Here is a 24,976-nt window from a genome sequence, read left to right as displayed (position 1 = left end):
TGGCGCACAGCAAGTGACCATGAGACAACTAGACCCTCCTGGTTGTGTCAAGCAAGCAGCGCCGCGTGGGCAAACCCTTCACAAAGACACGCCGCCCGACGCGCGAAAGGTTGCGTAACCGCTCGCTGAAAGTGACCTGACGGGAGTAACTTGGGTTCCGATGACCGCACTATTGGCCGAACGCGCCGCCGAAGTCGTGTCCGCGGCACAACAGTTGCTCACAAAGCGAATGGGTGCTCCGGTAAAGCTGAGCGATCCGATGGAACTCAGCGGCAGTGGTAGGACGACGGTGCTCCGCGTCCGTGTTGCGGAGAACGCCTTTTCACTACCGCGCACACTCATTGTGAAGCAGGTTGCGGGCGGCGCGAATCAGCGACGCACCGGTGGCATGGCCCCCGGTGTCGCCAGCATCGATTCCGCATTCCTGCGCGAAGCGGTGTCCTACCAATTCACCACCGCCCTCGGCCGTGACCACCGGCCCGGCGCGTACCTGCTCGGCTACAGCCTCCCCGAGCGCCTGCTCATTCTCAGCGACCTCGGCGAGAACACCTCGCTCACCGCGGTGCTGCACTCCGGCGCGGAACCCGCCGGGCGCAATTCGCTCATGGCGTTCGCGCAGGCACTGGGCCGCATGCACGCCGCGACCGTGGGCCGCGAGGCCGACTTCGTGGCGCTGCTGCGGCGGGTGGACGTGGTGCATCGGGTGGACGGCATCGCCCAGCAGGCCGAGTCCGCGGTCGCCGAGGTGCCGGTCATGCTGGGGCGCGAACTCGGCATCGAGGTGCCGGGGGAGATCGCCGAACGCATCGTGCGCGGCAACCGGCTGTTCTCGGCCGGACGCTATCGCGCGTTCAGCCCCTCGGACCTGTGCCCCGACAATGTCATCCTCAATGAGGAGGGCGCGCGGTTCCTCGACTACGAGTGGGGCGGCTTCCGCGACGCCACCCTCGACATCGCCTACGCCCTGGTCTCGTTCCCGGGTTGCCTGTGCGATTTCGAGCTGTCCCGCGAACGCGCCCGGCAGATGGTCGAGGCCTGGCGTTCCGAGGTGGTCGCGGTCTGGCCCGCCCTCGCCGACGACGAGGTGTTGGCCGAACGCATCCTCGAGGCCCGCCTGATCTGGGTGTGGCTCTCCACCTACTGGTTCCTGCCCGCCGACCACGCCCGCATCGCCGCCGCCCGCGAACACGGCCTGTCCATCCCGCGCTCGGCCGCCCTGATCAACCGCTGGGCCGCCCTCGCCGAGGACGCCCGCTGCACCGGCGACGACACCCTCGGCGACTTCGCCGAACACGTCTCGGCCACCTTGGAAGAGCACTGGGAGGAGTAGTCCTCCGCCGCGGGCGCGGGCCGGAATCCGAGGGTGAGATTCCGGCCCGCACTCCTGTGCGGGACCGGACGAAGCCCCCGCGGATCGCGCCCCGCCATGACACCCAGTGCCGCGAGCCGCGTCGCCGTGGTCGGCGTTCCTGTCGGAGCCGCTCGGTAGGGTCGTGGGCGTGAGTGATGGGCTGTTCGATACGCCGGGCACGCAGGTCGTGACCGACGACTTCGAGATGAGCGCGGCGCGCATTCCCAGCGGAGACGACAGGTTCGCGCCGCTGGCCGTGCGCATGCGGCCGCGCACGCTCGACGAGGTCGTCGGGCAGCAGCATCTGCTGGGACCCGGGTCACCGCTGCGGCGGTTGATCGAGGGCTCGGGTGCGGCGTCGGTGCTGCTCTACGGTCCGCCCGGAACCGGCAAGACCACCCTCGCTTCGCTGCTGTCGCAGGCGACCGGGCGGCGGTTCGAGGCACTGTCCGCTCTGTCCGCGGGCGTGAAAGAGGTGCGCGCGGTCATCGATCTGGCGCGGCGGCGGCTCGCCCATGGCGAGCGGACCGTGCTGTTCATCGATGAGGTGCACCGTTTTTCGAAGACGCAGCAGGACGCGTTGCTGGCGGCGGTGGAGAACCGGATCGTGCTGCTGGTCGCGGCGACCACGGAGAATCCGTCGTTCTCGGTGGTGTCGCCGTTGCTGTCGCGGTCCCTCGTCCTCCAGCTACAGTCCCTGTCCGAGGACGACATTCGCACCGTCCTGAAGCGGGCCATCGAGGACCCGCGCGGGCTGGCGGGGGAGTACACGGTCACCGACGCGGCCCTCGACCACATTGTCCGGATCGCGGGCGGTGACGCGCGGCGCTCGCTGACCGCACTCGAAGCCTCCGCCGAATCCTCCCTCGACGGCACCGTCGACGTGGAACTGGTCGAGGCCAGCGTCGACAAGGCCGCCGTGCGCTACGACCGCGCGGGCGACCAGCACTACGACGTGATCAGCGCCTTCATCAAGTCCCTGCGCGGCTCCGACGTCGACGCGGCCCTGCACTACCTCGCCCGCATGATCTCCGCCGGTGAGGACCCCCGATTCATCGCCCGCCGCTTGATGATTCAGGCCAGCGAGGAAGTCGGCATGGCCGACCCCATGGCCCTCCAAACCGCCGTCGCCGCCGCCCAAGTAGTCCAACTGGTCGGCATGCCCGAGGCCCAATTGGCCTTGACCCAGGCCACAATCCACATCGCCACCGCCCCAAAATCCGGCTCGGTCCCCAAGAGCCTCGGCGCGGCCATGGCCGACGTCCGCGCGGGTAAAGCTGGCGCGGTGCCGCCGCATCTACGCGACGGGCACTACGCCGGTGCGGCGGCGCTGGGAAACGCGCAGGGCTACAAATATCCGCACGACCATCCCGACGGTGTACTCGCCCAGCAATATCCACCCGACCAGTTGGTCGGCACCGACTATTACGTCCCGACCGATCACGGATACGAACGGGAAGTCGGCCCCCGCGTCACCAAGCTCCGCCGTATCGTCCGCGGTAAGTAACCCGGCGTGTGTGATCGGGGCAACCGACCGGTGGTGGGTGGAAACTCGCTGGACCGCGCCCGGTAGGCTTGAACGTTGTGCAGACCCACGAGATTCGACGGCGCTTCCTGGAGCATTTCGTAAAGGCCGGACATACCGAGGTGCCGAGTGCCTCGCTCATCCTGGCCGACCCCAACCTGCTGTTCGTGAACGCGGGCATGGTCCAGTTCGTGCCGTATTTCCTCGGTCAGCAGACCCCGCCCTTCTCCACCGCGACCAGCGTGCAGAAGTGCGTGCGCACCGGCGATATCGAGAATGTCGGCGTCACCACCCGCCACAACACCTTCTTCCAGATGGCGGGCAACTTCTCCTTCGGCGACTACTTCAAGCGCGGGGCCATGGAGCTGGCCTGGTCGCTGCTGACGAAGAGCGTCGAGGACGGCGGCTACGGCTTCGACCCCGAAAAGCTGTGGGTCACCGTCTATCTCGACGACGACGAGGCCGAGCAGATCTGGCGTGAGTTGGGCGTGCCGGACTCCCGCATTCAGCGCCGCGGCATGGCCGACAACTACTGGTCCATGGGCATTCCGGGCCCGTGCGGTCCGTGTTCGGAGATCTACTTCGACCGCGGCCCCGAATACGGCGTCGAGGGCGGCCCCGAGGCCGACGAGGACCGCTACCTCGAGATCTGGAACCTCGTGTTCATGCAGAACGAGCGCGGTGCCGGTCGCGGCAAGGACGACTTCGAGATCCTGGGCCCGCTGCCCAAGAAGAACATCGACACCGGCATGGGCATCGAACGCGTCGCGTTCCTGCTGCAGGGAGTCGACAACGTCTACGAGACCGACCTGCTGCGCCCGATCATCGACAAGGCCGAGGAGCTGACCGGCCGCTCCTACGGTGTCGAGCACGCCGACGATGTGCGCTTCCGCGTCATCGCCGACCACGCCCGCACCGCCGCCATGCTCATCGGCGACGGCGTCAACCCCGGCAATGACGGCCGCGGCTACGTGCTGCGTCGCCTGCTGCGCCGCATCGTGCGCTCGGCCCGCCTGCTGGGTGCGGAGAAGCCGGTGATGGGTGAGTTCATCAAGGTCGTGTCCGACCTCATGGCCCCCTCCTACCCGGAGCTCGCCACCGACTTCAAGCGCATCGAAACCGTTGCCGTCGGTGAGGAAGCCGCGTTCCTCAAGACCCTGTCCACCGGCACCAAGCTCTTCGACGAGACCGTCGACGAGGTGAAGGCCCAGGGCAGCACCAAGATCAGCGGCTCCGACGCGTTCACCCTGCACGACACCTACGGCTTCCCGATCGACCTGACCCTGGAGATGGCCGCCGAGGCCGGACTGCAGGTCGACGAGGACGGCTTCCGCTCGCTCATGGCCGAGCAGCGCAAGCGCGCCAAGGAAGACGCGTTGTCGCGCAAGCACGCCCACGCCGACCTGACGGTCTACAAGGAGTTCGTGGACCGCGGCCAGACCGAGTTCACCGGTTTCGACGAACTGTCCACCGAGGCCACCGTGCTGGCGCTGATCAAGGACGGCGTGCGGGTACCGGTCGCCGAGGCCGGGCAGGACGTGGAGGTCATTCTCGACCGCTCGCCGCTCTACGCCGAGTCCGGCGGCCAGATCGCCGACCGCGGTTCGATCGTCTCGTCGAACGGTCTGAAGGTCACCGTCAACGACGTGCAGAAGATCGCCAAGAAGGTGTGGGTGCACAAGTCCACCGTCGAGGCCGGTCAGCTCACCGAGGGCGACACCGTGCTGGCCCAGGTCGATCCGGCCTGGCGCAAGGGCGCCACACAGGGCCACTCGGGCACCCACATGGTGCACGCCGCGCTGCGACAGGTGTTGGGCCCCAACGCCGTTCAGGCCGGTTCGCTCAACAAGCCGGGCTACCTGCGATTCGACTTCAACTGGCAGGGCGCGCTGAGCGAGCAGCAGAAGGCCGATATCGAGGCGGTGTCCAACGACGCCGTGGGCAGCGACTTCCAGGTCAACACCTTCATCACCGATCTGCCCTCGGCCAAGAAGATGGGCGCGATGGCCCTGTTCGGCGAGAACTACGGCGACGAGGTGCGCGTCGTGGAGATCGGCGGACCGTTCTCCATGGAACTCTGCGGCGGCACCCACGTGCAGTCCTCGGCGCAGATCGGGCCGATCACCGTGCTCGGTGAGTCCTCGGTCGGCTCCGGCATCCGCCGCGTGGAAGCCTTTGTGGGCCTGGATTCCTACAAGTACCTGGCCAAGGAGCGCGCGCTGCTGGCCGGTGTCGCCTCCGCGCTGAAGGTGCCTTCCGACGAGGTGCCGGGTCGTGTCGAGCAGCTCGTCGAGCGGTTGAAGGTCGCCGAGAAGGAGCTCGAGCGCACCAAGATGGCCGCCGTGCTGTCGAGTGCGGGCACCTTCGTCGAGCAGGCCCAGCGCGTCGGCAAGGTGCTGCTGGTGGCCGCCGCCGCGCCCGAGGGCGTGGGCGCGGGCGATCTGCGCACCCTGGTGCAGGACATCAAGGGCCGCTTCGGTTCCGAGCCCGCCATCGTGGTGCTGCTCGGCAATGCCGACGGCAAGGTGCCGTTCGTGGCCGCGGTCACCAAGGCCGCCCAGGATCTGGGCATCAACGCCGGGGACCTGGTGTCGGCGTTCGGTCCCTCGATCGCGGGCCGCGGTGGCGGCAAGCCGGAGATGGCCCAGGGCGCGGGCTCCGACCCGTCGGGCATCGAGGCGGGTCTGGCCGCGTTGCGCGCGCGGGTCGCCGAGCTCGCCGGGTAAATGGACGACTCGGAGACATCCGACACACCCGGTCCCGACGGCGGGACCGGGTTCACCCCCGACGCATCTGAGCCAGCGGCGGATTCGCGGCATTCCTCCGGGTTTGCTCGGACCCCGACCGAGGCCTCGGGCGTGTCCGCCGACGGGCGCGGTTTCGCGTCCGAACGACCCAGTGTCGAACACGATCCGGGCCGGGGCCGACGCCTCGGCATCGATGTCGGTTCCGTCCGGATCGGCGTCGCCAGTAGCGATCCCGACGGCCTGCTCGCCACGCCGGTCGAGACCGTGGCGCGCGCCAAGAAGGTCGCGCCCGGCACGCTGGCGCCCGATCTATCCAGAATTGCCGAGATTGTGCGGGAATATGAGGCCGTGGAAGTTATCGTCGGCCTGCCGCGCACCTTGCGCGGGGAGAGCGGCTCGTCGGCTAAGCTGGCGGCCACCTTCGCGGGGCGTTTGCGGACTCTCATCGCGCCGGTGCCGGTGCGACTTTCCGACGAACGTTTGACTACGGTGTCTGCTGCACGTGCGTTGCGAGACAGTGGAGTTCGCGCACGCGGGCAGCGGCAGGTCATCGATCAAGCCGCCGCCGTGTCGATCCTGCAAGGCTGGTTGGACGAACGGAGTGCCCTATTGAAGTCGCGCGGTGAAGGCGCATGACCGACCGCTGGACGCGGGCCGAGGAACGCTACCGGCAGAACGCCGAACGGCGTTACCGCCGCGACGATCTGGAATGGTCCGAGGCGGACGATTACGAGGACGACACCACCGTCATCCCCCGCTACGAGGATGAGCGCTACGACGACGACCAGTACGAGGGCGACGAGTACGACGACGAGCCCCCGCTGGCACCCGAACCGCCCCGCCGCGCGGCACCGCAGCGGGCCGACCGGGTGGGCCGTCGCGGCGCCGATCGCCGTGGCTCCGAACGCACCCCGCGCTCGGGTGCGCGCGCGTCCGGCGGCCGGGGGCAGCGGCCCAAGCGTTCCCGCATGGCCTCGCGCAAGGCGGCCGAGCGCAAGCGTCGGCGGCGCAATCTGTTCGTCATCGCGAGCGTGTTCGCCGTATTGTTCGTGGCCGCAGTCGGATTCGCGGGCTGGAAGTTCATCGGCAAGCTGAGCGGTCCCGCCGACTTCTCCGGGCCGCAGGGGCCGCTGGTGGTCATTCAGATCCACTCCGGCGACACCGCCACCCAGATCGCGCAGACCATGGCCGACAAGGGCGTGGTCGCCAGCAGCGGCGCGTTCTACGAAGCGGCCGTGCGCAATACGAACATGAGCTCCATCCAGCCCGGGTATTACGCCGTGCCCAGCCACAGCAAGGGCTCCGAGGCGGTGACCGCGCTGTTCGCCAAGGACGCCCGGGTCGGCAATGTGGTCATCTCCGAGGGCCGCCAGCTGCACGACTCCAGCGATGTGTCCACCGGCGCGCGCAAGGACGGCATCTACCGCAAGATCGCCGAGGCCAGCTGTGTCGGCACCGGCACCGCCGCCAAATGCGTGACCTACGAACAGCTCGACCAGGCCGGTGCCGGTGACCCGACCGCACTGGGCGTCCCGACCTGGGCGCTGGAACGGGTGAAGACGGCACCGGACCGGTCCCGGCAGCTCGAGGGCCTGATCGCCGGTGGCACCCTGGATTTCGATCCGACCGCCAGCCCGCAGGACATTCTCAAGCAGCTGGTGACCATGAGCGCGCAGAGCTACGAGGCGAGCGGGCTGTTGCAGTCCGGCGCGGCGAACGGTCTGACGCCCTACGACACGCTGATCTCCGCCTCGCTGGTGGAGCGCGAGGCGCTGCCGCAGGACATGTCGAAGGTCGCGCGGGTCATCGTGAACCGCCTGGCCGCCCAGCAGCCGTTGCAGTTCGACTCCACGGTCAACTACAACCTCGCCCAGACCGAGGTCGCCACCACCGACGCCGACCGGGCCAAGAAGACCCCGTGGAACACCTACGCCATGCCCGGCCTGCCCGCGACGCCGATCTCCGCGCCGTCGCTGGATGCCATGCGCGCCATGGAGAATCCCGCGCCCGGGCCGTGGCTGTACTTCGTGACCGTCGACAAGCAGGGCACCACGTTGTTCACCGACGACTACAAAGAGCACCTGCGCAATATCGAAAAGGCCAGGCAGAGTGGAATCCTCGACAGTGGACGGTAGGCGCAAGGCGGCGGTGCTGGGCAGCCCCATCGCGCATTCGCGCTCGCCGCAACTGCATCTGGCCGCCTACCGGACGCTGGGTCTGGACTGGACCTACGAGCGCATCGAGTGCACCGGCGAGCAGCTGCCGGGACTGGTGGACGGGCTCGGTCCGGAATGGGTCGGACTGTCGGTGACCATGCCTGGCAAGGTCGCCGCGCTGGCCTACGCCGACGAGCGGACCGATCGGGCCGAACTGGTCGGCTCGGCGAATACCTTGGTGCGCACCGCAACCGGGTGGCGCGCCGACTGCACCGATGTGGACGGGGTGCGCGGCGCGCTCGAAGGCGCGGGCGTGAAGGAGATCGAGCGGGCCGTCGTGCTGGGGGCGGGCGGCACTGCCCGCCCGGCACTGTTGGCGCTCGCCGAGCTGGGCGCGCACACGGTCACCATCGTCGCCCGGGACCGGGGTCGCGCCGCGGAAACCCTGGAATTGGCCGAGCAGCTGGGCCTCTCGGCCGAGGTGCTCGGTTTCGATCCCGAGGGCCTGCTGTTCGTGTGCTCCGATGTCGACGCCGTTGTCAGCACGGTGCCCGCCGAAGCCGCTGCGGCCGTGGCGGATTCGATAGCGGCGGCACCCGTCGTGCTCGACGCCATCTACAACCCGTGGCCGACCCCGCTCGCGGAAGCGGTTGCGCGCGCGGGCAATACCGTCGTGAGCGGTCTCGACATGCTCCTCAACCAGGCCTACGGCCAGGTCGAACAGTTCACGGGCAAGCCCGCCCCGCGCGCGGAAATGGCCGCGGCACTACAGGACTGACTCCGGCGCCTCCGGCTCGAAGCTCTGCCGGAAGGTGAAAGCGTAAGGCGTGGGCCCGTTCTCGCGCAGATACTCCAGCCGCTTCATGGCGTCGTGCAGGTCCGGTGTGGTGCCCTCGGGCACCCACCACAGCACCGTGAACACCTCGCGCAGCGGAACGAAGAACTCCCGGCGGCGGCGCACGTAATCCATGTGGGCGCTGCGATACACGTAGTCGAACAACGCATCCCGGGACTCCCACACGCTCATGTTCACGAGCATGTCCGGGTCGGTCTCGTACGGGCGCAGGGTGGTGGCGTTGTTGGATTCACCGTCGACCATGCGCCAGACGAAGCCGGGGGAGGCTTCGGCCAGGGCATTGATCTCATCGAGGGCGGCGTAGAAGTCGGCGACGCGCGGATCGCCTTCGGGGGCGACGAGTCGCCCGATATTGAGCTGTGCGAGATGCATGGTCCCGACTATAACTAGTCTGTGTTGATTTTAGAAAAGCTTATGCAGCATCGGCCGGGCGCCGGATCCATCCGCGCGGTCCACCCGGCCTCGGCGGCCGGGCCCGCGAGCAGGGCCAGGTTCATGCCGCAGACCAGGGGCGGGAAGTCCAGCGCGAGCCGGTGGAAGGGGCAATTGCGCAGCCGGATGACCTCGCCGTCGCGGTAGGGCTCGTAGCCGCGTTCGGCCAGGACGTCGAACAGATCGCGGCCCTCGAGGTGGGGGCCGTGCGTGGCGGCGACCCGCTCGATGGCGTCCTCGAAGCCCTCGTGCTCGATCACCTCGGCGAGAACCGTTGCGACCGTGCGGTAGTCGCGGGCCGGGAGGGTGACGGCGAATTCGGCGTCGGCGCGTCGATAGAACTTGGCGGGTCGTCCCGAGCCGGGTCCGGTGCGTCCCTCCGGGCGTCGGAAGACCGCGTCCAGGAGTCCGGCCTCGGTGAGTTTGTCCAGGTGAAAGGCCGCCAACTGCCGTTTGATCTCGACCGCCTCGGCCGCTTCGTCCCGGCTCACGTCGTGATCGGCCGCCGCGACATAGTCGTAGAGTCGCCTGCGGATCGGATCCTGTAGCAGGGCGACGGCTTCGATGCTCACCACGCATTTCTAGCAGCGTGTCGGGGTCGGGGGTGCCTCGCCGCCCCGCTCCCGCTATGGTTCTGAAACAAGTTTCAATTCATTCGGTTCGGCCGGGCGGCCGCGCGGGTTAAGGTGATCGACATGAATGCGTGGGTGTTGCGCGCCGTGGGCTTGGGAGCGCTGACCGTTGTGCTGGAGACCCTGCTCGGCTTCGGCATGATGTCGTGGCCGACCGCGGGCGCGTGGATGCGAATCCTGTGCCTGATCGTGCTGGTGGGCGCGGTGCTCGCCTGGGGTTTCCTGGACGGCCGGGCCGACCGGCAGGCCCATCCCGATCCCGAACACGGGTCGGATCTGACCATGCGCTGGCTCAAGGCCGCCATCGCCGGTGGTCTCGGCGCGGGACTGGTCTCGTGGATTCTGGACTTCATCCCGAAGTTCGATCTGGGCGATCAGGGCCTGCTGTTCAATATCACCTCCGGCGCGGCCTGGATCATCCTGCTCATCTTCATTCCCAGCATGCTGGGCGTGGCCATCGGCCGCTGGCTGACCGGCCGCGAGAAGAAGAGCGCACCCGCCGCCCCCTCCAACCCGCAGCCCGCGAACGCCTGACGCCCACCGTCGGAGACTTCACCCCGCGCCGCATTGCTTGCGGTGCGGGGTTTTTCGTTGTGCGGGCGCTCAATCCCGGTGGGACTGCTCGATTTCGTCGGCCCAGGCATTGAGTCCGGCGAGGAAGCCGTCGCGCTGCTCGGGGGTCAGGCGGGTCATGGCGCGCAACAGCACATCGCTGCGGCGGTCGAGGAATTCGCCGAATTCGTCGTGGCGCTCGGGCGGGACCGAGAGCAGGGTGCGGCGGTGATCGGTCGGATCGCTCTCGCGCCGTAGCCATCCCGCGCGGGTGAGTTCACCGCTGAGCTGGCTGGTATTGGTCAGGCTCAGGCTCAATTGCCGCGCCACCTCGGACACGCTCACCGGTCCGGAGGACCACACGAACGACAGCACCGCGCCGTGTCGCGCGCCCAGGCCCGCGGTCTCGAATGCCTGCCGCATGTTCGCGGGCATATCGCGTCGGGCGCGGCGCAGGTAGGCGGAGATCAACGGCACCACGACCGTCAGGCGGTCCCGCAGTTCCTTGTCGACCGGGTGTGCTCGCGCCACTACTGCTCTCCATTCGTGCTTGACAGCTCTCAGCATACAAGTTCAGACTTCTGAACTATTCAAATGTCTGAAGTATTGAGAGATGTCGATGAGAACTCCGACGTGGCAGGGCGTGCTGCGCGCCGTCACCACCCTGGTCACCCTCGACGCGTTCGCACAGGCCATGTTCGCCGGGCGGTTCATGGCCGGGAGCTATGACGCGCTGGACGCGCACGCCGGGAACGCGGGTGTGTTGTTCGCTGGAATCCTGGTCATGACAGGGTGTTTCGCGGCGGCCTGGCGATTCGCGGGTGCGCCGGGATGGCAGGCGGGCGTCGGGCTGGTGTTGACGGTGACGGCGGGCGTGCAGATCGCGCTCGGTTACCGCATGGTGTTGGCGGTGCACATTCCACTCGGAGTGATGCTCGTGGCCGGGCTGCTGACCCTGACGGTCCGGGCTTGGAGTCCCGTGGCGGCCGTGGAGGCGGGCCGGTGAGTGTCGACGGTTCGGCAAAGCCGTTGAATCCCAAGCTGTCTCGCCGCACCCTGTTCCGGGCGGCGGCCGCGCTCGGGGTCGCGGGCGCGGCGGGGGCGTGGCAGCTGTCGGTCGATTCGCCCGCCGATCGACTGCATCTGACCAGCCGGGCGCGGCTGCCCGAACCGTTCACGCTGCCGCTGACCGTGCCGCCCGTGCTCGCTCCCGAGCGGCGCGACGACACCACCGACTACTACCGCCTCGTGCAGCGCGCCTCGAATATCACTGTGCTGCCGGGCTATTCGACGCCCATCTGGGGATACAACGGGATCTTCCCCGGGCCGACCATCGTGTCGAATCGGGCCCGGCGCACCGTGGTCACCCATCGCAACGAATTGCCGGTGCCGGTGGTGGTGCACCTGCACGGCGGGCACGTGCCGGAGGAGTCGGACGGGTATCCGACGGATCTGCTGTACCCGGTGGGCGGCGGGCACGACGAGATGTCGGACATGATGGGCGGCCCGGATCCCGCCGCGCACACCATGATCGGGGAGCGCGACTACACCTATCCGGCCGGTCAGCCCGCCGCCGCGCTCTGGTATCACGATCACCGGATGGATTTCACCGGGCCCGCGGTGTGGCGTGGGCTGGCGGGGTTCCACCTCGTGGTCGATGACGCCGAGCAGCGGCTGGGATTGCCCGGCGGTGCGCGCGATATTCCACTCATGCTCGCGGACAGGGCTTTCGATGAGAACGGTGCGTTCACTTACCCGGCCATCGATTCGACAATGACGCACACACCCGGCGTGACTGGGAAATTCGGGCGTGGCGTGCTCGGTGACGTGGTGCTGGTGAACGGGGTGCCCTGGCCCGCGCATCGCGTCGACACCGCGCGCTACCGACTGCGGCTGCTCAACGGCTCCAATGCCCGCGTGTACCGGCTGCGCTTCGATCGGCGCGGCGGCTCACTGCCGATCGTGCAGATCGGCTCCGACGGCGGATTGCTCGCGCGCCCACAGGAATTGACGGAACTGACCATCGCGCCGGGGGAGCGCTACGACGTCGTCGTGGACTTCTCCGAATGCGCGGTCGGTGACCAGGTCACCGTCTACAACGACCTCGGGGCCGGAACCACCACGCGCGTCCTGCGATTCGATATCGCCGAGCGGGTGCGCGACAGCGCGGTGGTGCCCGACCGGCTCACCGACTTCGAGACCCTCGACCGCCGCGCCGCGGTCACGACCCGGCGGTTCGCCTTCCGGCAGGGCGATGCGGGCGGCATGCGCGGGTGGGTGATCAACGGCCGGGCCTACGATCCGCGAACACCGATCGCCCGACCGACCCTCGGCCAGGTCGAGGTCTGGCAGCTCTCCACCGACCTCGACCACCCGATCCACCTGCACCTCAACCAATTCCAGGTGCTCACCCGCGACGGCCGGGCGCCCCGCGCCGCCGACGGCGGCTGGAAGGACACCCTCTACCTGCCCGCGACCGGCATGGCCGAGATCGCGGTCCGATTCACCGATTACGCGGGTCGTTTCGTCCTGCACTGCCACAACCTCGAGCACGAGGACATGGCCATGATGGCGACCTTCGGCACCGTGGCCGGGATCGCCACCTGACTACAGCAGGATCGCGCTGCCGCTCGGGCCGTCCTCGCGGGCGATGGCCGAGTACGCGGCGGCCAGCAGGCTCGGATCCGGGCCCTCCAGGCGGCCCGGCTTGGCCAGACCGTCGAGCACCACGAAACGGAGGACGCCGGAACGGGTCTTCTTGTCGGTCTGCATGGCGTCCATCAGCTGCGGCAGCGCGTCGGCGTCGTAGGTGGTGGGCAGGCCGATGCTCTCGAGAATGGTGCGGTGGCGTTCGGCGGTGGCATCGTCGAGACGGCCCGCCAGACGGCCCAATTCGGCGGCGAAGACCAGGCCGACCGAGACGGCCGCGCCGTGCCGCCAGCGGTAGCGCTCGCGGCGCTCGATGGCGTGGCCCAAAGTATGGCCGTAGTTGAGGATTTCGCGCAGATCCGATTCCTTGAGATCCGCGGCGACCACATCGGCCTTGACCTGGATGGCGCGGCGGATCAGCTCCGGCAACACCTCGCCGGTCGGGTCCAGGGCGGCCTGCGGATCCCGCTCCACCAGCTCCAGAATGACCGGGTCGGCGATGAAACCGGCCTTGATGATCTCGGCCATGCCCGCCACGATCTCATTGCGCGGCACGGTTTCCAGGGTGGCCAGGTCCACCATGACCGCGGCGGGCTCGTGGAAGGAACCGACCAGGTTCTTGCCCGCCTCGGTATTGATACCGGTCTTGCCGCCGACCGCGGCATCGACCATGGCCAGCAGGGTGGTCGGCACGTGCACGATATCGACGCCGCGCATCCAGGTGGCGGCCACGAACCCGGCCAGATCGGTGGCCGCGCCACCGCCGAGGCTGATGATCACGTCCTTGCGGGTCAGGCCGATCCGGCCCAAAACCTCCCAGCAGAACCCCGCGACCTGCAGATCCTTACCGGCCTCCGCATCCGGAATCTCCACCCGGTGCGCGTCGATCCCCTTGTCGACCAACGCCTTCCGCACCACCTCGGCCGTCTCGGCCAGCGGCGGCTGATAGAAGATCGCCACCGTCCGCACACCCGACCGACCGGTCACCTCATCAACGAGATCCCCCAGCAGCCCCCGCCCGATGATCACCGGGTACGGGTTGGCCGTACGAACCTCGATGCGAGTCGGCTCGCTCATAGGACTCCTCCGTGAATGATCCCGCTCAGCGGCGGGGAAGTAGCGAGTCCCCGGGATACAGGGACATGGTCGATCGGACTGTCGGACGGTGCCGGTGTGGCGGCGTCCACGGCCGTGTGGCGTCGTGGTGTGCGCGTCATGAATCTCCGCCTGCGGCAGGGGGAGTGGCGGTCGGCGCGGAACCGGCGGCGCCGTTGCGGGCGCTCTCCTGCTCGCGCGCACGGGCCCGGGCGCGGCGGGCACGCGCCCGGCGCGACCGTCCGCTGCCTGGCGCGGGGGGTGATCCGGCGGGCCGAGCTTGGTCCGGCTGGTCGTTGGAGCCCGCGCTGGCCGCGGCCCTGCCGTCCGGGGTGGTGGAGCGAGCCGAATCCTGGCTCGTCACAGCGGGATTCGCGGGGGCACCGGCCGCGCGGGAGGCGCGGCGGCGGCGAGCCGAGTGCGGGGGTGCGGTGGATCCGGTGTCCACGTTGGTTCCCGACGGGGACGAGCCCGGTTGAGCCGCTGTCGAGTTCGGTGCGGCGGCATCCGTGGTCGAGGTGTCCGTGGTAGTTGTCGCGGCGGTGCTCGGATCAGCCGAGCGGCGGCCGCGGCGGCGGGGACGGCGGTTGCGGCGGGCGCGTTTCACGCCCTCGGTGCTGTCGGTGTCGTCGCGGTGGGCGGCGGATCCGTTGCGGATTGCGGCCGAATTGGTCTCGACGGCAGCCGTATTCGTGGCGGGCTGGTTCTCGCCGCGGCCGCGGCCACCGCGGCGGCGTTTGCGGCGGGCGCGGGCGCCACTGCTGCTGATGCCGGGCTCGACGGTACCGGTGGTCGAATCCTCCGGGCGCGGGCGGGGTTCCAGGCCGAGCTTGGCCAGGATCATGCGGACCACGCGGCCGGGGCTGCGGCCGTCGGTGCGGACGCGGACCGTGGCCACCTCGCGGTAGAGGGGGCGGCGGATCTTCATCAGCTCGCGGTACTTCTTGGCCGGGTCGTCGCCATTGAGCAGCGGGCGATTGGTGCTGGCGCCGGTGCGTCGAAGTCCCTCGCCCACACTGATTTCCAGGTAGACGACGGTGCGGTCGCGCAGCAGGGCGCGGGTGGCCGCGGACAGCACCGAGCCGCCGCCGAGCGACACCACGCCGTGCCCGGCGAGGACGGCATCGCGGACGACCTCTTCCTCCATGCGACGGAACTCCGGCTCGCCGTCTTCGGCGAAGATCTCCGGAATCGTGCGCCCGGCGCGTTCTTCGATCCCGGCGTCGGTGTCGTAGAGGTCCACGCCGAGTTCCCGGGCCAGCTTGCGGCCGATGGTCGACTTGCCCGCGCCGGGCGGGCCGACCAGCACGATATTCGGTGCGGGCCGGTCGTTCTCGTCGGTGTGCTCGGTGGTCACTGGGTGTGCTCGGTGGTCACTGCCCGGCGTTGCCCGGGATGTGCGGGCGAGCGTTGATTCGCTTCAGGTAGGCGTTGATGTTGTCGACGGTCTCGGGCAGCGAGTCACCACCGAACTTCTCCAGCACGGCCTGCGCCACGACGAGCGCGACCATGGCCTCGGCGACGACACCGGCGGCGGGGACCGCGCACACGTCCGAGCGCTGGTGAATGGCCACGGCCTCGTCACCGGAGGACATGTCCACCGTCGAAAGCGCCCGCGGCACGGTCGAAATCGGCTTCATGGCCGCGCGCACGCGCAGCGCCTCGCCATTGGTCATGCCGCCCTCGAGACCACCGGCGCGGTTGGTCGAGCGCAGCACGCCGTCGGGGCCGGGCTTCATCTCGTCGTGCGCCTGGCTGCCGCGGCGGCGGGCGGTCTCGAAACCGTCGCCGACCTCGACACCCTTGATGGCCTGAATGCCCATGAGCGCGGCCGCGAGTCGCGAATCCAGGCGCGCCTCACCGGAGGTGAACGAGCCCAGGCCCACGGGCAGGCCCTCGACCACGACCTCGACCACACCGCCGAGGGTGTCGCCGTCCTTCTTGGCGGCCTCGATCTCGGCGATCATGGCGGCCTCGGCGTCCTTGTCGAACGCGCGCACGGGCGACTCGTCGATGGCGTCCAGATCCGCGGCGGTCGGCACCACACCGGTGGTGTTCGCGGCGGTGCCGATGGACACCACGTGCGAGATGACCTCGACACCCAGTGCCTGGCGCAGGAAGTTCTTGGCGACCGTGCCCGCCGCGACGCGAGCCGCGGTCTCGCGGGCGCTGGCCCGCTCCAACACCGGTCGGGCGTCGTCGAATCCGTACTTGAGCATGCCCGAGTAGTCGGCGTGACCCGGGCGCGGACGGGTCAGCGGGGCATTGCGGGCCAGCTCCGCCAGCTCGGCCTCGTCGACCGGATCGGCGGACATGACCTGGGTCCACTTGGGCCACTCGGAGTTCGCGACCTCGATGGCGACCGGGCCGCCCATGGTGCGGCCGTGGCGCACACCGCCGACCATGGTCACCACATCGGCCTCGAACTTCATGCGCGCGCCTCGGCCGTACCCGAGTCGACGCCGGGCCAGCTGCGCGCCGACCTCGGCGGAGGTCACCTCGACACCGGCCACCATCCCCTCGAGGATGGTGACGAGAGCAGGACCATGGGATTCTCCGGCAGTTATCCAGCGCAACACGAGTTACATCTTTCCATGACAGAACGGGTGCTCGAACACACGGCCCACGCATACCCCGATGTCAGCGCGTAGCCACCGCCGCGATCACAGCCCAGCCACCACCGCGATCACACTCGCCACGCACATCGAAGCCCCATGCGCGAGGCCTCCGACCCCACCCACCGACCCGCCCATTCTCGCGCTCATGATGGTCCGCATCGTGGACGCTGAAGGGCCGTGCCCAATAAGCAGGTCGTGAGACTGCGGTGTCAGGTATAGGCCGATTCCCGCGGCGGCGGTGAGCATCGGTGCGGCGAGTGCGGCCCACGCCCAGGTCTGGGGTCCGGCCAGTGCTGTCATCGCCCCTAGACCTAGCGCCAGTTTCACGTCGCCCGCGCCGAGGGCGTGCCGATCGCACAGGTGCACCACCAGATACGGGAGCGCGAGCAGCGATGCGCCGAGGAGCGCGAGTATCGGCTTGCCCACAGCGAATCCGTAGCCGAGCGCGACGGCGGCACCGGGCAGGGTGAGGGCGTTGGGCAGCCGACGACAGCGCAGATCGACGGTGCTCAATGCCAGGCACCAGATTGTGAATACGAGCGTGGCCAGCGGGTCCATGGATCGAGGTTCTCGCGGTCGGCGGGTCCGTGGGGGGTCCGATCGCAGAATGTGGATAACTTCCTCGGTTGTGGACAGCCGGGTTTCCCTATCCGGCCCTTTCACGTGTTGCGTGTCGGTGTTGCGGCGTGTCGGCGGTAGCTTTGACCCATGTCTGCCGATCACGATCAGACCCAGCGACCCAACTACGCGCTCCGCCGGGCGAACCTGCGGAATCTGCTCGTGGAGAACCGCATCGACGCCCTGTTGGTGACGGATCTGATCAATATCCGGTACCTGACCGGGTTCACCGGCTCCAATGCCGCACTGCTGGTGTACGCCTGGGACTCGACCGAGGACCGCACCATCATCTGCACCGACGGCCGCTACATCACCCAGGTCGGAGTGCAGGTGCCGGACCTGCGGGCGGAGATCAATCGCGCCAGCGCCCGCCGGGTCATCGAGATAGCGGGGGAGTGGCAGACCGGCCGGGTCGGCTTCGAGAGCCACATCATGACCGTCGAACAGCATCGCAGCCTGTCCGCGCTGGCCACCGGCCTGGATCTGGTCGGGGTCGCGGGCCTGGTCGAGCAGTTGCGCATGGTCAAGGACGCCTACGAGGTCGACCGCCTGGCCGCGGCCTGCGCCGCCGCGGACGCCGCCCTGGCGACGCTGCTCGAGCGCGGGGGCATCCGCCCGGGCCGCACCGAACGCCAGGTGGCGCGCGATCTCGAGTGGCTCATGTTCGAACACGGCGCGGAGGCCATCTCCTTCGAGACCATCGTGGCCACCGGCGCGAATTCGGCTGTCCCGCATCACCGTCCGACCGAGGCGGTGCTGGCCACCGGCGATTTCGTGAAGCTCGACTTCGGCGCGGTGGTCGGCGGCTACCACTCCGATATGACCCGCACCCTGGTCCTGGGCGAGCCGTCGGGCTGGCAGCGCGATGTCTACGACCTGGTCTACGCCGCGCAGAAGGCGGGCCGCGAGGCCCTGGCCCCCGGCGTCTCGACCCGGGCGGTGGACGCGGCCTCGCGTTCGGTGATCGAGGCGGCCGGGCACGGCGAGCTGTTCGTGCACGGCCTCGGACACGGCGTCGGCCTGCAGATCCATGAAGCGCCCGGAATCGCCAAAACGGGCACGGGTACACTTCTCGATGGCGTGGCGGTGACCGTCGAGCCAGGTGTGTACTTCCCCGGCCGCGGTGGCGTCCGGATCGAGGACACGCTTGTGGTTCGCAAGGGGGGCCCGGAACTGCTCACCCGCACCAGCAAAGACCTGACCGTCGTCGACTGACGCGCGGTTGAATAACGACTAGTAGGAGATCCGAGGACAGTGGCGGACACCAGCGACTTCAAGAACGGCCTCGTGCTGAAGATCGACAATCAGCTGCAGCAGATCGTCGAGTTCCAGCACGTGAAGCCGGGTAAGGGTCCCGCCTTCGTGCGCACCAAGCTGAAGAACGTGGTCTCGGGCAAGGTCGTCGACAAGACCTTCAACGCGGGTGTGAAGGTGGAGACCGCGACCGTCGACCGCCGCGACATGACCTACCTCTACCACGATGGTGAGGACTACATCTTCATGGACGGTGAGACCTACGACCAGGTCCACCTGAGCGAGCAGCTGCTGGGCCGCAACGCGGGCTTCCTGCTGGAGAACATGGCCGTCCAGATCGCCATGCACGAGGGTGAGGCGCTGTTCGTCGAGCTCCCCGTCGCCATCGACGTCGTCGTCACCCACACCGAGCCGGGCCTGCAGGGCGACCGCTCCTCGGCCGGTACCAAGCCCGCCACCGTGGAGACCGGCGCCGAGGTGCAGGTGCCGCTGTTCATCAACACCGGTGACAAGCTGCGCATCGACACCCGCGACGGCAGCTACATCAGCCGCGTCAACTCCTGACGCGACGGATAATGTCTTCCGTGGCCGATCAGTCGGACAAGAAGTCGTTCAAGAAGCTCGGCGCACGGCACAAGGCGCGCCGCCGCGCGGTGGATCTGCTCTTCGAGGCGGAAGCTCGCGATATCGATCCCGCGGACCTGCTCTCCGAGCGGGTCTCGCTGTCGGTGCGTGAAGAGTCGGTCGCGCCGATCAACCCCTACACCCGGGTCCTGGTCGAAGGCGTGGCCGACGATCTGGACCGGGTGGACGGCACCATCGAGTCGTACCTGTCGCAGGATTGGACGCTGCCGCGGCTGCCCGCCGTGGACCGTGCCATCCTGCGGGTCGCGGTGTGGGAGTTGTTCCACGCCAATGACGTTCCGCCGGTGGTGGCCGTGGACGAGGCGGTGGAGCTGGCCAAGGAGCTGTCCACCGACGATTCCCCGTCGTTCATCAATGGCGTGCTCGGTCAGGTCGTCCAGGTGGCACCGCAGGTGCGGGCCGCCGCGGCGGCGACCCGCGCGGTCGTGCCGCCCGCCGACGCCGAGTGATCAGCGACGCCGAGTAATCCACGCCGAGTAGGCAATTCGAAGGAGAAGCGCAGGGTGCGCAAGTATCTCGTAATGGCCATGCGCACCCCGCGCTTCGACGATTCCGTCATCGTTCCGCACAAGGAATGGCTGGCGGATGTCCGCGAGCGCGGACAGCTGGTGGAATCAGGCAAATTCACCGACAGCAGCGGCGGCGCGTACGTGATCACCGCCGAGAACCTGGCTGCCGCAACGGAACTGATTCACACCGATCCGATTCACCTCACGGGCGCTTCGGAACTCACCATTTACGAGTGGGAGATCACGGGCTGAAGCACGATCGTGCCCTTGGCGGCACGGTCGGCCAGCAGCTGATGGGCGTGCGCCGCCTGATCCAGTGGCAGCACCCGATCCACCAGCGGTGAGATCGAGCCCGCCGCAACCCTTTCGAGGGCTTCCCCACGCGCGGCGGCGACCCCGGCCAGCCAGTCCGGCCCGGAGCAGCCGACGAACGTGAGCCCCCGCATGATCAGGTCCATGGTGGTGACCTGGGCGGCTGCGCCGGACAGGAAGCCGTAGCCGAGCATGCGGCCACGCAGCGGCGTCATGAGATCCAGCAGGGCGAGCGCGGATTCGCCGCCGATCGAATCGAACACCACGTCCAGCGTTGCGCCGTCCAGGCTTTCGCGCAGGCGTTGCGGCCACTCCGGATCCAGGTGATCGATCACCGTATCGGCTCCGAATCCGCGTGCCTGCTCGGCCTTTTCGGGACCGCCCGCGGTGGCGATGACCCGCGCCGCGCCGTATTCCTTCGCCAGCTGCGTGAGGTACGCGCCGATGCCCGTGGCGGCGGCCTCGACCAGGATCGTCTCCGTGCCGGTCAGTTTCGCGGCCTCGAGCAGCCGCAGCGCGACCGACCCGCTCATGCCGACCGCCGCCGCGTCCACGCTCGACACCGCGTCCGGAATGCGGGTCGCGATGTCGGCCGGGACCACGACCTTTTCGGCGTAGGTTCCGAACGTATTGCTGCCGACCAGGACTCGCTGCCCGATCAGCGCGGCGTCCACGCCCGCCCCGACCGCGATGATCACGCCCGCCGCCTGGGTTCCGAAGACAATCGGGAATTCCACCGGCAACGGAAAGGCGCCCGAGCGGAGCATGGTCTCCGGGAACAGCACGGGGATTGCCTCGGTGCGCAGCAGAATCTCACCGGGCCCCGGCGTCGGCGCGGGAACATCCCCGGCGACCAGGACGTCGGGTGCGCCGGTGCCGGTCAATAGGATTGCTTGCATTGAAAACCTCATAAGTTGACTGACGGTCAAGTTGGCACTGCCGAACATATTGACCGCCGGTCAAGTTGTCAACGAAAGTGGTGAAATGGACCGGCCCAAGGAACGCGCCGACGCTGCCCGCAACCGGCAGGCAATCCTCACGGCGGCCCGCAGGCTGTTCGCCGAGGAGGGTGCCGAGGCGGCCACGATGGACCGCATCGCGGCCGCCGCCGGGGTCGCCAAGGGCACGCTGTTCCATCGCTTCGGCAGTCGTGCCGGTCTCCTGCACGAGCTGGTCGCAGAGGGAGCCCTGGAACTGATGGAGGCCGTCCGCTCGGGCCCGCCCCCACTCGGTCCGGGTGCCCCGGCGGGCGAACGCCTCCTCGCCTTCTTCGACGCCATGGCGCGCCTGGTCACCGACGACATCGAAATCTCGGTCGCCTATATGGCAATCCCCCCGCATCCCCGGGCCGAGGAGATCCACACCTTCTGGTTCACCCACCTGACCGCCCTTCTGCGTGAGGTCCGCCCCGACCTCGACGCCGAGGTCATGGCCGCCCTACTGATGGCCCCACTCGGCGGCGACCTGGTCGCCCGAATGACCCGCGCGGGCCAACAGGACCGCCTCCTCAATTCCCTCCGCGACCTCGTCCAGTCCGTAATCAACCCACCCGCCTGACCTCCTCCGCACCGAGAACGATTGCGGCGCGACGATTCTCAGTCCCGCGGGGTGTTGTCGTAGCGCTCGCGAGCGGCGAGTACGTCCTCGATCCGGGTTTCGGCCCAGCTCTTGATGGCCTGCATGATCGGGAGCAGGCTGCGGCCGAGGTCGGTGAGTTCGTAGTCGACGCGCACCGGGACGGCGGGGGTGACCGTTCGGGTGACCAGGCCGTCGCGTTCCATGGTTCGCAAGGACTGGGTGAGCATCTTCTGGCTGACGCCCGCGATCGTGCGGGACAGCTCGCCGTAGCGGCGCGGGCCGTCGGCGAGGGCGTTGAGCAGCAGGCTCACCCATTTGTCGCTGATGCGGTCGAGCAGCTGGCGGGTGGGGCATTCCTGGATGTAGGCGTCGTAGGCGCGCCGGGCTTCGGTGCGCTGCTGGGCCGCCGTTTTCGTCGCCATGGCTCTCCCTCGCGTACGGTACGCACTCTCGGGTACGTACTTCCCGGTGGAGAGTAACCCTCATAGGTTTGCTGTGGAAGCGGGAAGTACTACAGCAGAGGAGAATTCCCATGCGCGCCGTCGTCATTCGGTCCTTCGGTGGTCCGGAAGTGTTGGAGCTGGCCGAGGTTCCGATGCCGCGGGCCGGTGTCGGACAGATACGGATCAAGGTCGTCGCGGCGGCGGTGAATCCGGTTGACCTGCACACCCGTTCGGGCGGGTTGGCGCAGGCCGGGCTGATGGTGCCGCGCGAGGTGATCGGCCTCGGCTGGGACGTGGCGGGCACCATCGACGAGATCGGCTCCGGCGTCGTGGATTTCGCGGTGGGCGATGAGGTCTACGGCCTGTCGGACCGCTTGGACGTGCCGCTGGGCACGCACGCCGACCATGTGGTCCTGGACGCGACCGCCGTGGCGCACGCGCCCCGCACGGTCTCCGCGATCGAAGCCGCGTCCGTCCCGCTCGGCGCACTGACCGCCGCGCAGTCTCTGGACCTGCTCGCCCTGACCGCCGGGCGGACCGTGCTGATCACCGGCGCGGCCGGGGCGGTCGGCGGTTTCGCGGTGGAATTGGCGGTCGCGCGGGGACTGCGGGTGGTGGCGACGTCGAGGGCCGACGACGAGGCACTGGTGCGCAAACTCGGCGCGAAATTCTTCGTCCCGCGCGGCGTACGCCTGGGCGAGGCCGTGCGCGCCCTGGTGCCGGGCGGTGTGGATGGCGCGGTGGACGCCGCGTCCCTCGGTGCCGAGGCGCTCGACGCGGTCCGCTCCAGGGGTGCGTTCGCGGCCGTCGTCGGCGGCGCGGAACCGGTCGGTTTGCGCGGAATCCGAGTCGACAACACTTGGATTCGCGCCGACGGCCGCCAACTCGCCGAACTCGCCGCACTGATCGACACCGGCCGCCTGACCCCGCGAGTCGCCGAGACCCTACCCCTCGACTCCGTCGCCGCCGCCCACCACCGCCTGGCCGACACCTCCCTCCGCGGCCGCCTCGTCCTCCACCCCTGACCCATTCGCCGAGTGGCGCACTCCGGAAGGGAGATTCGGGCAAACACCCCCCAGCGTGCGCCGCTCGGCAGGTCAGGCGAAGGACCAGACGGCCGCGGGGCGGCCGGTGGCCTTGACACGGACGCGTTCGCCGGTGCGCTGCAATCCGGGGAGGGCGGCGAGGGTGCGGTTGAGGTTGCCGGGGTCGGGTTTGGTGCCGTGGAGGGCGGTGGTGAGGGCGACGGCGCGGGTGGCGGTGAATTGGTCGCCGGTGAGGGCGCGGGTGAAAGTCAGGTCCTTCCACAGCATTTCGGCCAGGCGCTCCCGGGCGACCGTGATGATCTGGTTGTGGTCGAAGGCCAGTGGCGGGACCTCGTCGAAGGAGACCCAGGTGGCGGCATCGCTCTCGTGGTCGCCGACCACGGCCCACATGGCGATGGACAGGGTCGGGCCGCGGGGGTCGCGGTGGGGTTCGTCGAAGGTGGCCACCTGGCCGGTGGCGAGGATGGCGTCTTCGGGGACACCAAGTTTGGTGTGGACCGCGCGGTGGGCGGCCTCGGCGAGGCGTTCGCCGCGGTGGAGCAGGACGCCGGGCAGGGCGAGTTCCCCGGCGAACGGCTCCCACCGCCGCGCGGCGATGCCGAGCGTGGCGGCGGGGTCGTCGGGGCCGTAGCGCAGGGCGATCACATCGATGGATACGGCCGATTGTTGCTCCACAAGTGGACAATCATGCCTGAGCCGGGATCCGGAGCGTGCGATCGGCTCGGTCGGGGCCGCACGCGGTGAGCACGACCGGCGCGCCGAGTTCGGCCTCGAGATAGCCGGGGACATCGGCGGGCAGGTCGGCCAGGGCGGGGGTGGCGGCTTCCAACAAGCCGGTGAGGCGCTCTTGGTGTTCGAGGTCCTGCCACACGCCGAGATCGAGGCGATCGAGACACCCGTCCGCGGTGAGATAGCCGGTGGCGGTGCGGATTTCATCGAGCGCGTCGAGGTGGTTGACGGCCAGCCCGTCGATGCCACCACACGCCTCGACGGCATAACGCAACAGCACCGGGTCGAGGTGTCCGAGCCGAAACGCGCCCTGGTATTCGCCGGTTCCGTTGTGCCGCTCGGGAATTGACAGTGCCGGGTCCTCGGTCGGGAACGGCCCGGCCCCGTGGCGGGTCATATAGGCCCGGGTCACGCCCAGCACATAGCCGGGAGCTCCGATGCGTGCCAGCATGGCTCGCGCGTTGCGGGGTTCGACGGTCGACCACGTGGTGTGCGGGTGCAGGCCGCGCCATTCGTCGAGCAGCACGCCCTGCGCGCCCTCGAAGACGAGTCGGCCGGTGCCCGCGAACGCCGCGAGCTGATCGCCCGGCAGGATGGCCACCGCTCGCGCGAACGCGGTGTACGCGTCGATCAGGTCATCGATCGAGTCGTAGCGGTGCGTACCGCCTGCCAGCAGCGGCGCATAGTGCTCTTCCAGCGCTAACAGCTTGCGCCGCAACACATCCGGCCGCTTGCAATCGGCCACCCGGGGCGCGTCGTGCTTGAGGGCGTAGCTTGCGGTCTCCCCGATCCCGATGCCGCACGAACCGTGCCGGGCGGTACCCCTCGTATCCTCCCGGCAACGGTTGGCGGCCCCGTGTATGGGTGTCGTGAGCAATGCCCGCTCGTCGACGTACAGCAGGGACAGCGGATCGACGACCCCGAGCGCGGCCAGCTCCCGCGCCTCGGCGGCCAGGGCCAGCGGCTCGACCAGCATGTGCCGCGACAGCAGGGTCGGCACCCGCGAGAGCGTGCCGGACCCGAACTGGCGGAACGTGTGGTGCCGCCCGGCGGCGACCACATTGTGGGCCGCCTGTGCCCCGCCGTTGAACCGCACCACGGCGGCCACGTCGAGTCCGGCCGCCGGTGAGCACAGCCAGTCCACGGTCGCGCCCTTCCCGGCATCGCCGAAGCCGAGGTCCACCACGATCAGGTGACGGTCGCCGAACATGATTGCTTCCCTTCGTTTT

The 24,976-nt window shown here is 68.9% G+C and carries 25 protein-coding genes and 1 pseudogene; 15 read left to right on the top strand and 11 right to left on the bottom strand.

The window, feature by feature from the left end; genetic code table 11:
- Window positions 1–160: 160 nt before the first annotated feature.
- From VMT40_RS26560 to VMT40_RS26535, 6 genes are all read left to right on the top strand, one after another.
- The gene (locus VMT40_RS26560; RefSeq protein WP_326361505.1) at window positions 161–1,330 is read left to right on the top strand and encodes a phosphotransferase family protein; all 1,170 of its coding nucleotides are present in this window, start codon (window positions 161–163) and stop codon (window positions 1,328–1,330) included.
- A gap of 226 nt (window positions 1,331–1,556) precedes the next feature.
- Complete coding sequence (locus VMT40_RS26555) at window positions 1,557–2,858, top strand: replication-associated recombination protein A (RefSeq protein ID WP_326361759.1); 1,302 nt, start codon at window positions 1,557–1,559, stop codon at window positions 2,856–2,858.
- Between the two features lie 77 nt (window positions 2,859–2,935).
- Entirely contained in the window at window positions 2,936–5,602 is a 2,667-nt protein-coding gene (gene alaS, locus VMT40_RS26550; RefSeq protein WP_326361504.1) for an alanine--tRNA ligase, read from the top strand.
- 132 nt (window positions 5,603–5,734) lie between these two features.
- Window positions 5,735–6,259: a Holliday junction resolvase RuvX gene (gene ruvX / locus VMT40_RS26545; RefSeq protein WP_326361503.1), complete on the top strand. Its 525-nt coding sequence runs from the start codon at window positions 5,735–5,737 to the stop codon at window positions 6,257–6,259.
- Entirely contained in the window at window positions 6,256–7,758 is a 1,503-nt protein-coding gene (locus VMT40_RS26540; RefSeq protein WP_326361502.1) for an endolytic transglycosylase MltG, read from the top strand. Before ruvX ends, VMT40_RS26540 begins: the two co-directional genes overlap by 4 nt.
- Window positions 7,733–8,557, top strand: a complete 825-nt coding sequence (locus tag VMT40_RS26535; RefSeq protein WP_442790045.1) for a shikimate dehydrogenase — start codon at window positions 7,733–7,735, stop codon at window positions 8,555–8,557. Before VMT40_RS26540 ends, VMT40_RS26535 begins: the two co-directional genes overlap by 26 nt.
- Here the strand turns inward: VMT40_RS26535 and VMT40_RS26530 are convergent.
- Window positions 8,546–9,007: a DUF3291 domain-containing protein gene (locus VMT40_RS26530; protein WP_326361500.1), complete on the bottom strand. Its 462-nt coding sequence runs from the start codon at window positions 9,005–9,007 to the stop codon at window positions 8,546–8,548. The two genes, VMT40_RS26535 and VMT40_RS26530, sit on opposite strands and share 12 nt — an antisense overlap.
- 14 nt (window positions 9,008–9,021) lie before the next feature.
- On the bottom strand, window positions 9,022–9,639 hold the full coding sequence (locus VMT40_RS26525) for a helix-turn-helix transcriptional regulator (RefSeq protein ID WP_326361499.1): 618 nt from the start codon (window positions 9,637–9,639) through the stop codon (window positions 9,022–9,024).
- Between the two features lie 123 nt (window positions 9,640–9,762).
- Here VMT40_RS26525 and VMT40_RS26520 point away from each other — a divergent pair, with 123 nt between their 5' ends.
- Complete coding sequence (locus VMT40_RS26520; protein WP_326361498.1) at window positions 9,763–10,233, top strand: B-4DMT family transporter; 471 nt, start codon at window positions 9,763–9,765, stop codon at window positions 10,231–10,233.
- A 69-nt stretch (window positions 10,234–10,302) separates the two neighbouring features.
- On the opposite strand, the gene VMT40_RS26515 is transcribed toward VMT40_RS26520, so the two are convergent.
- Window positions 10,303–10,782, bottom strand: coding sequence for a MarR family winged helix-turn-helix transcriptional regulator (locus tag VMT40_RS26515; RefSeq protein ID WP_326361497.1), 480 nt, complete (start codon window positions 10,780–10,782; stop codon window positions 10,303–10,305).
- 88 nt (window positions 10,783–10,870) lie between these two features.
- Between VMT40_RS26515 and VMT40_RS26510 the strand changes: the two genes are divergently transcribed.
- Both VMT40_RS26510 and VMT40_RS26505 read left to right on the top strand, forming a co-directional pair.
- Window positions 10,871–11,257: a hypothetical protein gene (locus tag VMT40_RS26510; RefSeq protein WP_326361496.1), complete on the top strand. Its 387-nt coding sequence runs from the start codon at window positions 10,871–10,873 to the stop codon at window positions 11,255–11,257.
- Window positions 11,254–12,858: a multicopper oxidase family protein gene (locus tag VMT40_RS26505; RefSeq protein WP_326361495.1), complete on the top strand. Its 1,605-nt coding sequence runs from the start codon at window positions 11,254–11,256 to the stop codon at window positions 12,856–12,858. Before VMT40_RS26510 ends, VMT40_RS26505 begins: the two co-directional genes overlap by 4 nt.
- Here VMT40_RS26505 and aroB read toward each other — a convergent pair whose 3' ends face one another.
- The 4 genes and pseudogenes from aroB to VMT40_RS26485 all read right to left on the bottom strand — a co-directional run bounded on the left by aroB (window position 12,859) and on the right by VMT40_RS26485 (window position 17,171).
- Window positions 12,859–13,977: a 3-dehydroquinate synthase gene (gene aroB, locus VMT40_RS26500; RefSeq protein ID WP_326361494.1), complete on the bottom strand. Its 1,119-nt coding sequence runs from the start codon at window positions 13,975–13,977 to the stop codon at window positions 12,859–12,861.
- Between the two features lie 844 nt (window positions 13,978–14,821).
- Window positions 14,822–15,352: pseudogene (locus VMT40_RS26495) on the bottom strand (shikimate kinase); the annotation flags it as partial.
- A 16-nt stretch (window positions 15,353–15,368) separates the two neighbouring features.
- A complete protein-coding gene (aroC, locus tag VMT40_RS26490) occupies window positions 15,369–16,574 on the bottom strand; it encodes a chorismate synthase (RefSeq protein WP_326361493.1) in 1,206 nt (401 codons plus the stop codon).
- Window positions 16,575–16,658: 84 nt separating this feature from the next.
- The gene (locus VMT40_RS26485; RefSeq protein WP_326361492.1) at window positions 16,659–17,171 is read right to left on the bottom strand and encodes an A24 family peptidase; all 513 of its coding nucleotides are present in this window, start codon (window positions 17,169–17,171) and stop codon (window positions 16,659–16,661) included.
- A gap of 150 nt (window positions 17,172–17,321) precedes the next feature.
- Between VMT40_RS26485 and VMT40_RS26480 the strand changes: the two genes are divergently transcribed.
- Genes VMT40_RS26480 through VMT40_RS26465 form a run of 4 tightly spaced genes read left to right on the top strand, consistent with a single transcriptional unit; the run spans window position 17,322 to window position 19,891 of the window.
- Window positions 17,322–18,446 carry a M24 family metallopeptidase gene (locus VMT40_RS26480; RefSeq protein WP_326361491.1) on the top strand — a complete coding sequence of 375 codons (1,125 nt, stop codon included), beginning with the start codon at window positions 17,322–17,324 and terminating at the stop codon, window positions 18,444–18,446.
- Window positions 18,447–18,485: 39 nt separating this feature from the next.
- Window positions 18,486–19,049, top strand: a complete 564-nt coding sequence (gene efp, locus VMT40_RS26475; protein WP_326361490.1) for an elongation factor P — start codon at window positions 18,486–18,488, stop codon at window positions 19,047–19,049.
- A 20-nt stretch (window positions 19,050–19,069) separates the two neighbouring features.
- Window positions 19,070–19,579, top strand: coding sequence for a transcription antitermination factor NusB (gene nusB / locus VMT40_RS26470; RefSeq protein ID WP_326361489.1), 510 nt, complete (start codon window positions 19,070–19,072; stop codon window positions 19,577–19,579).
- Between the two features lie 54 nt (window positions 19,580–19,633).
- Window positions 19,634–19,891 (top strand): YciI family protein, encoded by a 258-nt coding sequence (locus VMT40_RS26465; RefSeq protein WP_326307884.1) that lies wholly within the window; start codon window positions 19,634–19,636, stop codon window positions 19,889–19,891.
- Here the strand turns inward: VMT40_RS26465 and VMT40_RS26460 are convergent.
- Entirely contained in the window at window positions 19,867–20,850 is a 984-nt protein-coding gene (locus VMT40_RS26460) for a quinone oxidoreductase family protein (protein WP_326361488.1), read from the bottom strand. The genes VMT40_RS26465 and VMT40_RS26460 overlap by 25 nt on opposite strands.
- 85 nt (window positions 20,851–20,935) lie before the next feature.
- Here VMT40_RS26460 and VMT40_RS26455 point away from each other — a divergent pair, with 85 nt between their 5' ends.
- The gene (locus tag VMT40_RS26455) at window positions 20,936–21,508 is read left to right on the top strand and encodes a TetR/AcrR family transcriptional regulator (protein WP_326361487.1); all 573 of its coding nucleotides are present in this window, start codon (window positions 20,936–20,938) and stop codon (window positions 21,506–21,508) included.
- A 38-nt stretch (window positions 21,509–21,546) separates the two neighbouring features.
- Here the strand turns inward: VMT40_RS26455 and VMT40_RS26450 are convergent, their stop codons facing one another.
- Window positions 21,547–21,951 carry a winged helix-turn-helix transcriptional regulator gene (locus VMT40_RS26450; protein ID WP_326361486.1) on the bottom strand — a complete coding sequence of 135 codons (405 nt, stop codon included), beginning with the start codon at window positions 21,949–21,951 and terminating at the stop codon, window positions 21,547–21,549.
- 110 nt (window positions 21,952–22,061) lie between these two features.
- On the opposite strand from VMT40_RS26450, the gene VMT40_RS26445 reads away from it, so the two are divergent.
- Entirely contained in the window at window positions 22,062–22,997 is a 936-nt protein-coding gene (locus VMT40_RS26445; RefSeq protein ID WP_326361485.1) for an NADP-dependent oxidoreductase, read from the top strand.
- A 72-nt stretch (window positions 22,998–23,069) separates the two neighbouring features.
- Here the strand turns inward: VMT40_RS26445 and VMT40_RS26440 are convergent, their stop codons facing one another.
- A complete protein-coding gene (locus VMT40_RS26440; protein WP_326361484.1) occupies window positions 23,070–23,693 on the bottom strand; it encodes an NUDIX hydrolase in 624 nt (207 codons plus the stop codon).
- Between the two features lie 10 nt (window positions 23,694–23,703).
- Window positions 23,704–24,957 (bottom strand): adenylosuccinate synthetase, encoded by a 1,254-nt coding sequence (locus tag VMT40_RS26435; RefSeq protein ID WP_326361483.1) that lies wholly within the window; start codon window positions 24,955–24,957, stop codon window positions 23,704–23,706.
- Window positions 24,958–24,976: the final 19 nt, after the last annotated feature.

The sequence above is a fragment of the Nocardia sp. CDC160 genome (genome assembly GCF_035818795.1).
Lineage (GTDB): Bacteria > Actinomycetota > Actinomycetes > Mycobacteriales > Mycobacteriaceae > Nocardia.
The sequence above is the reverse complement of the archived record's forward strand: the minus strand, read 5'-3'. Positions and strand labels throughout refer to the sequence as shown.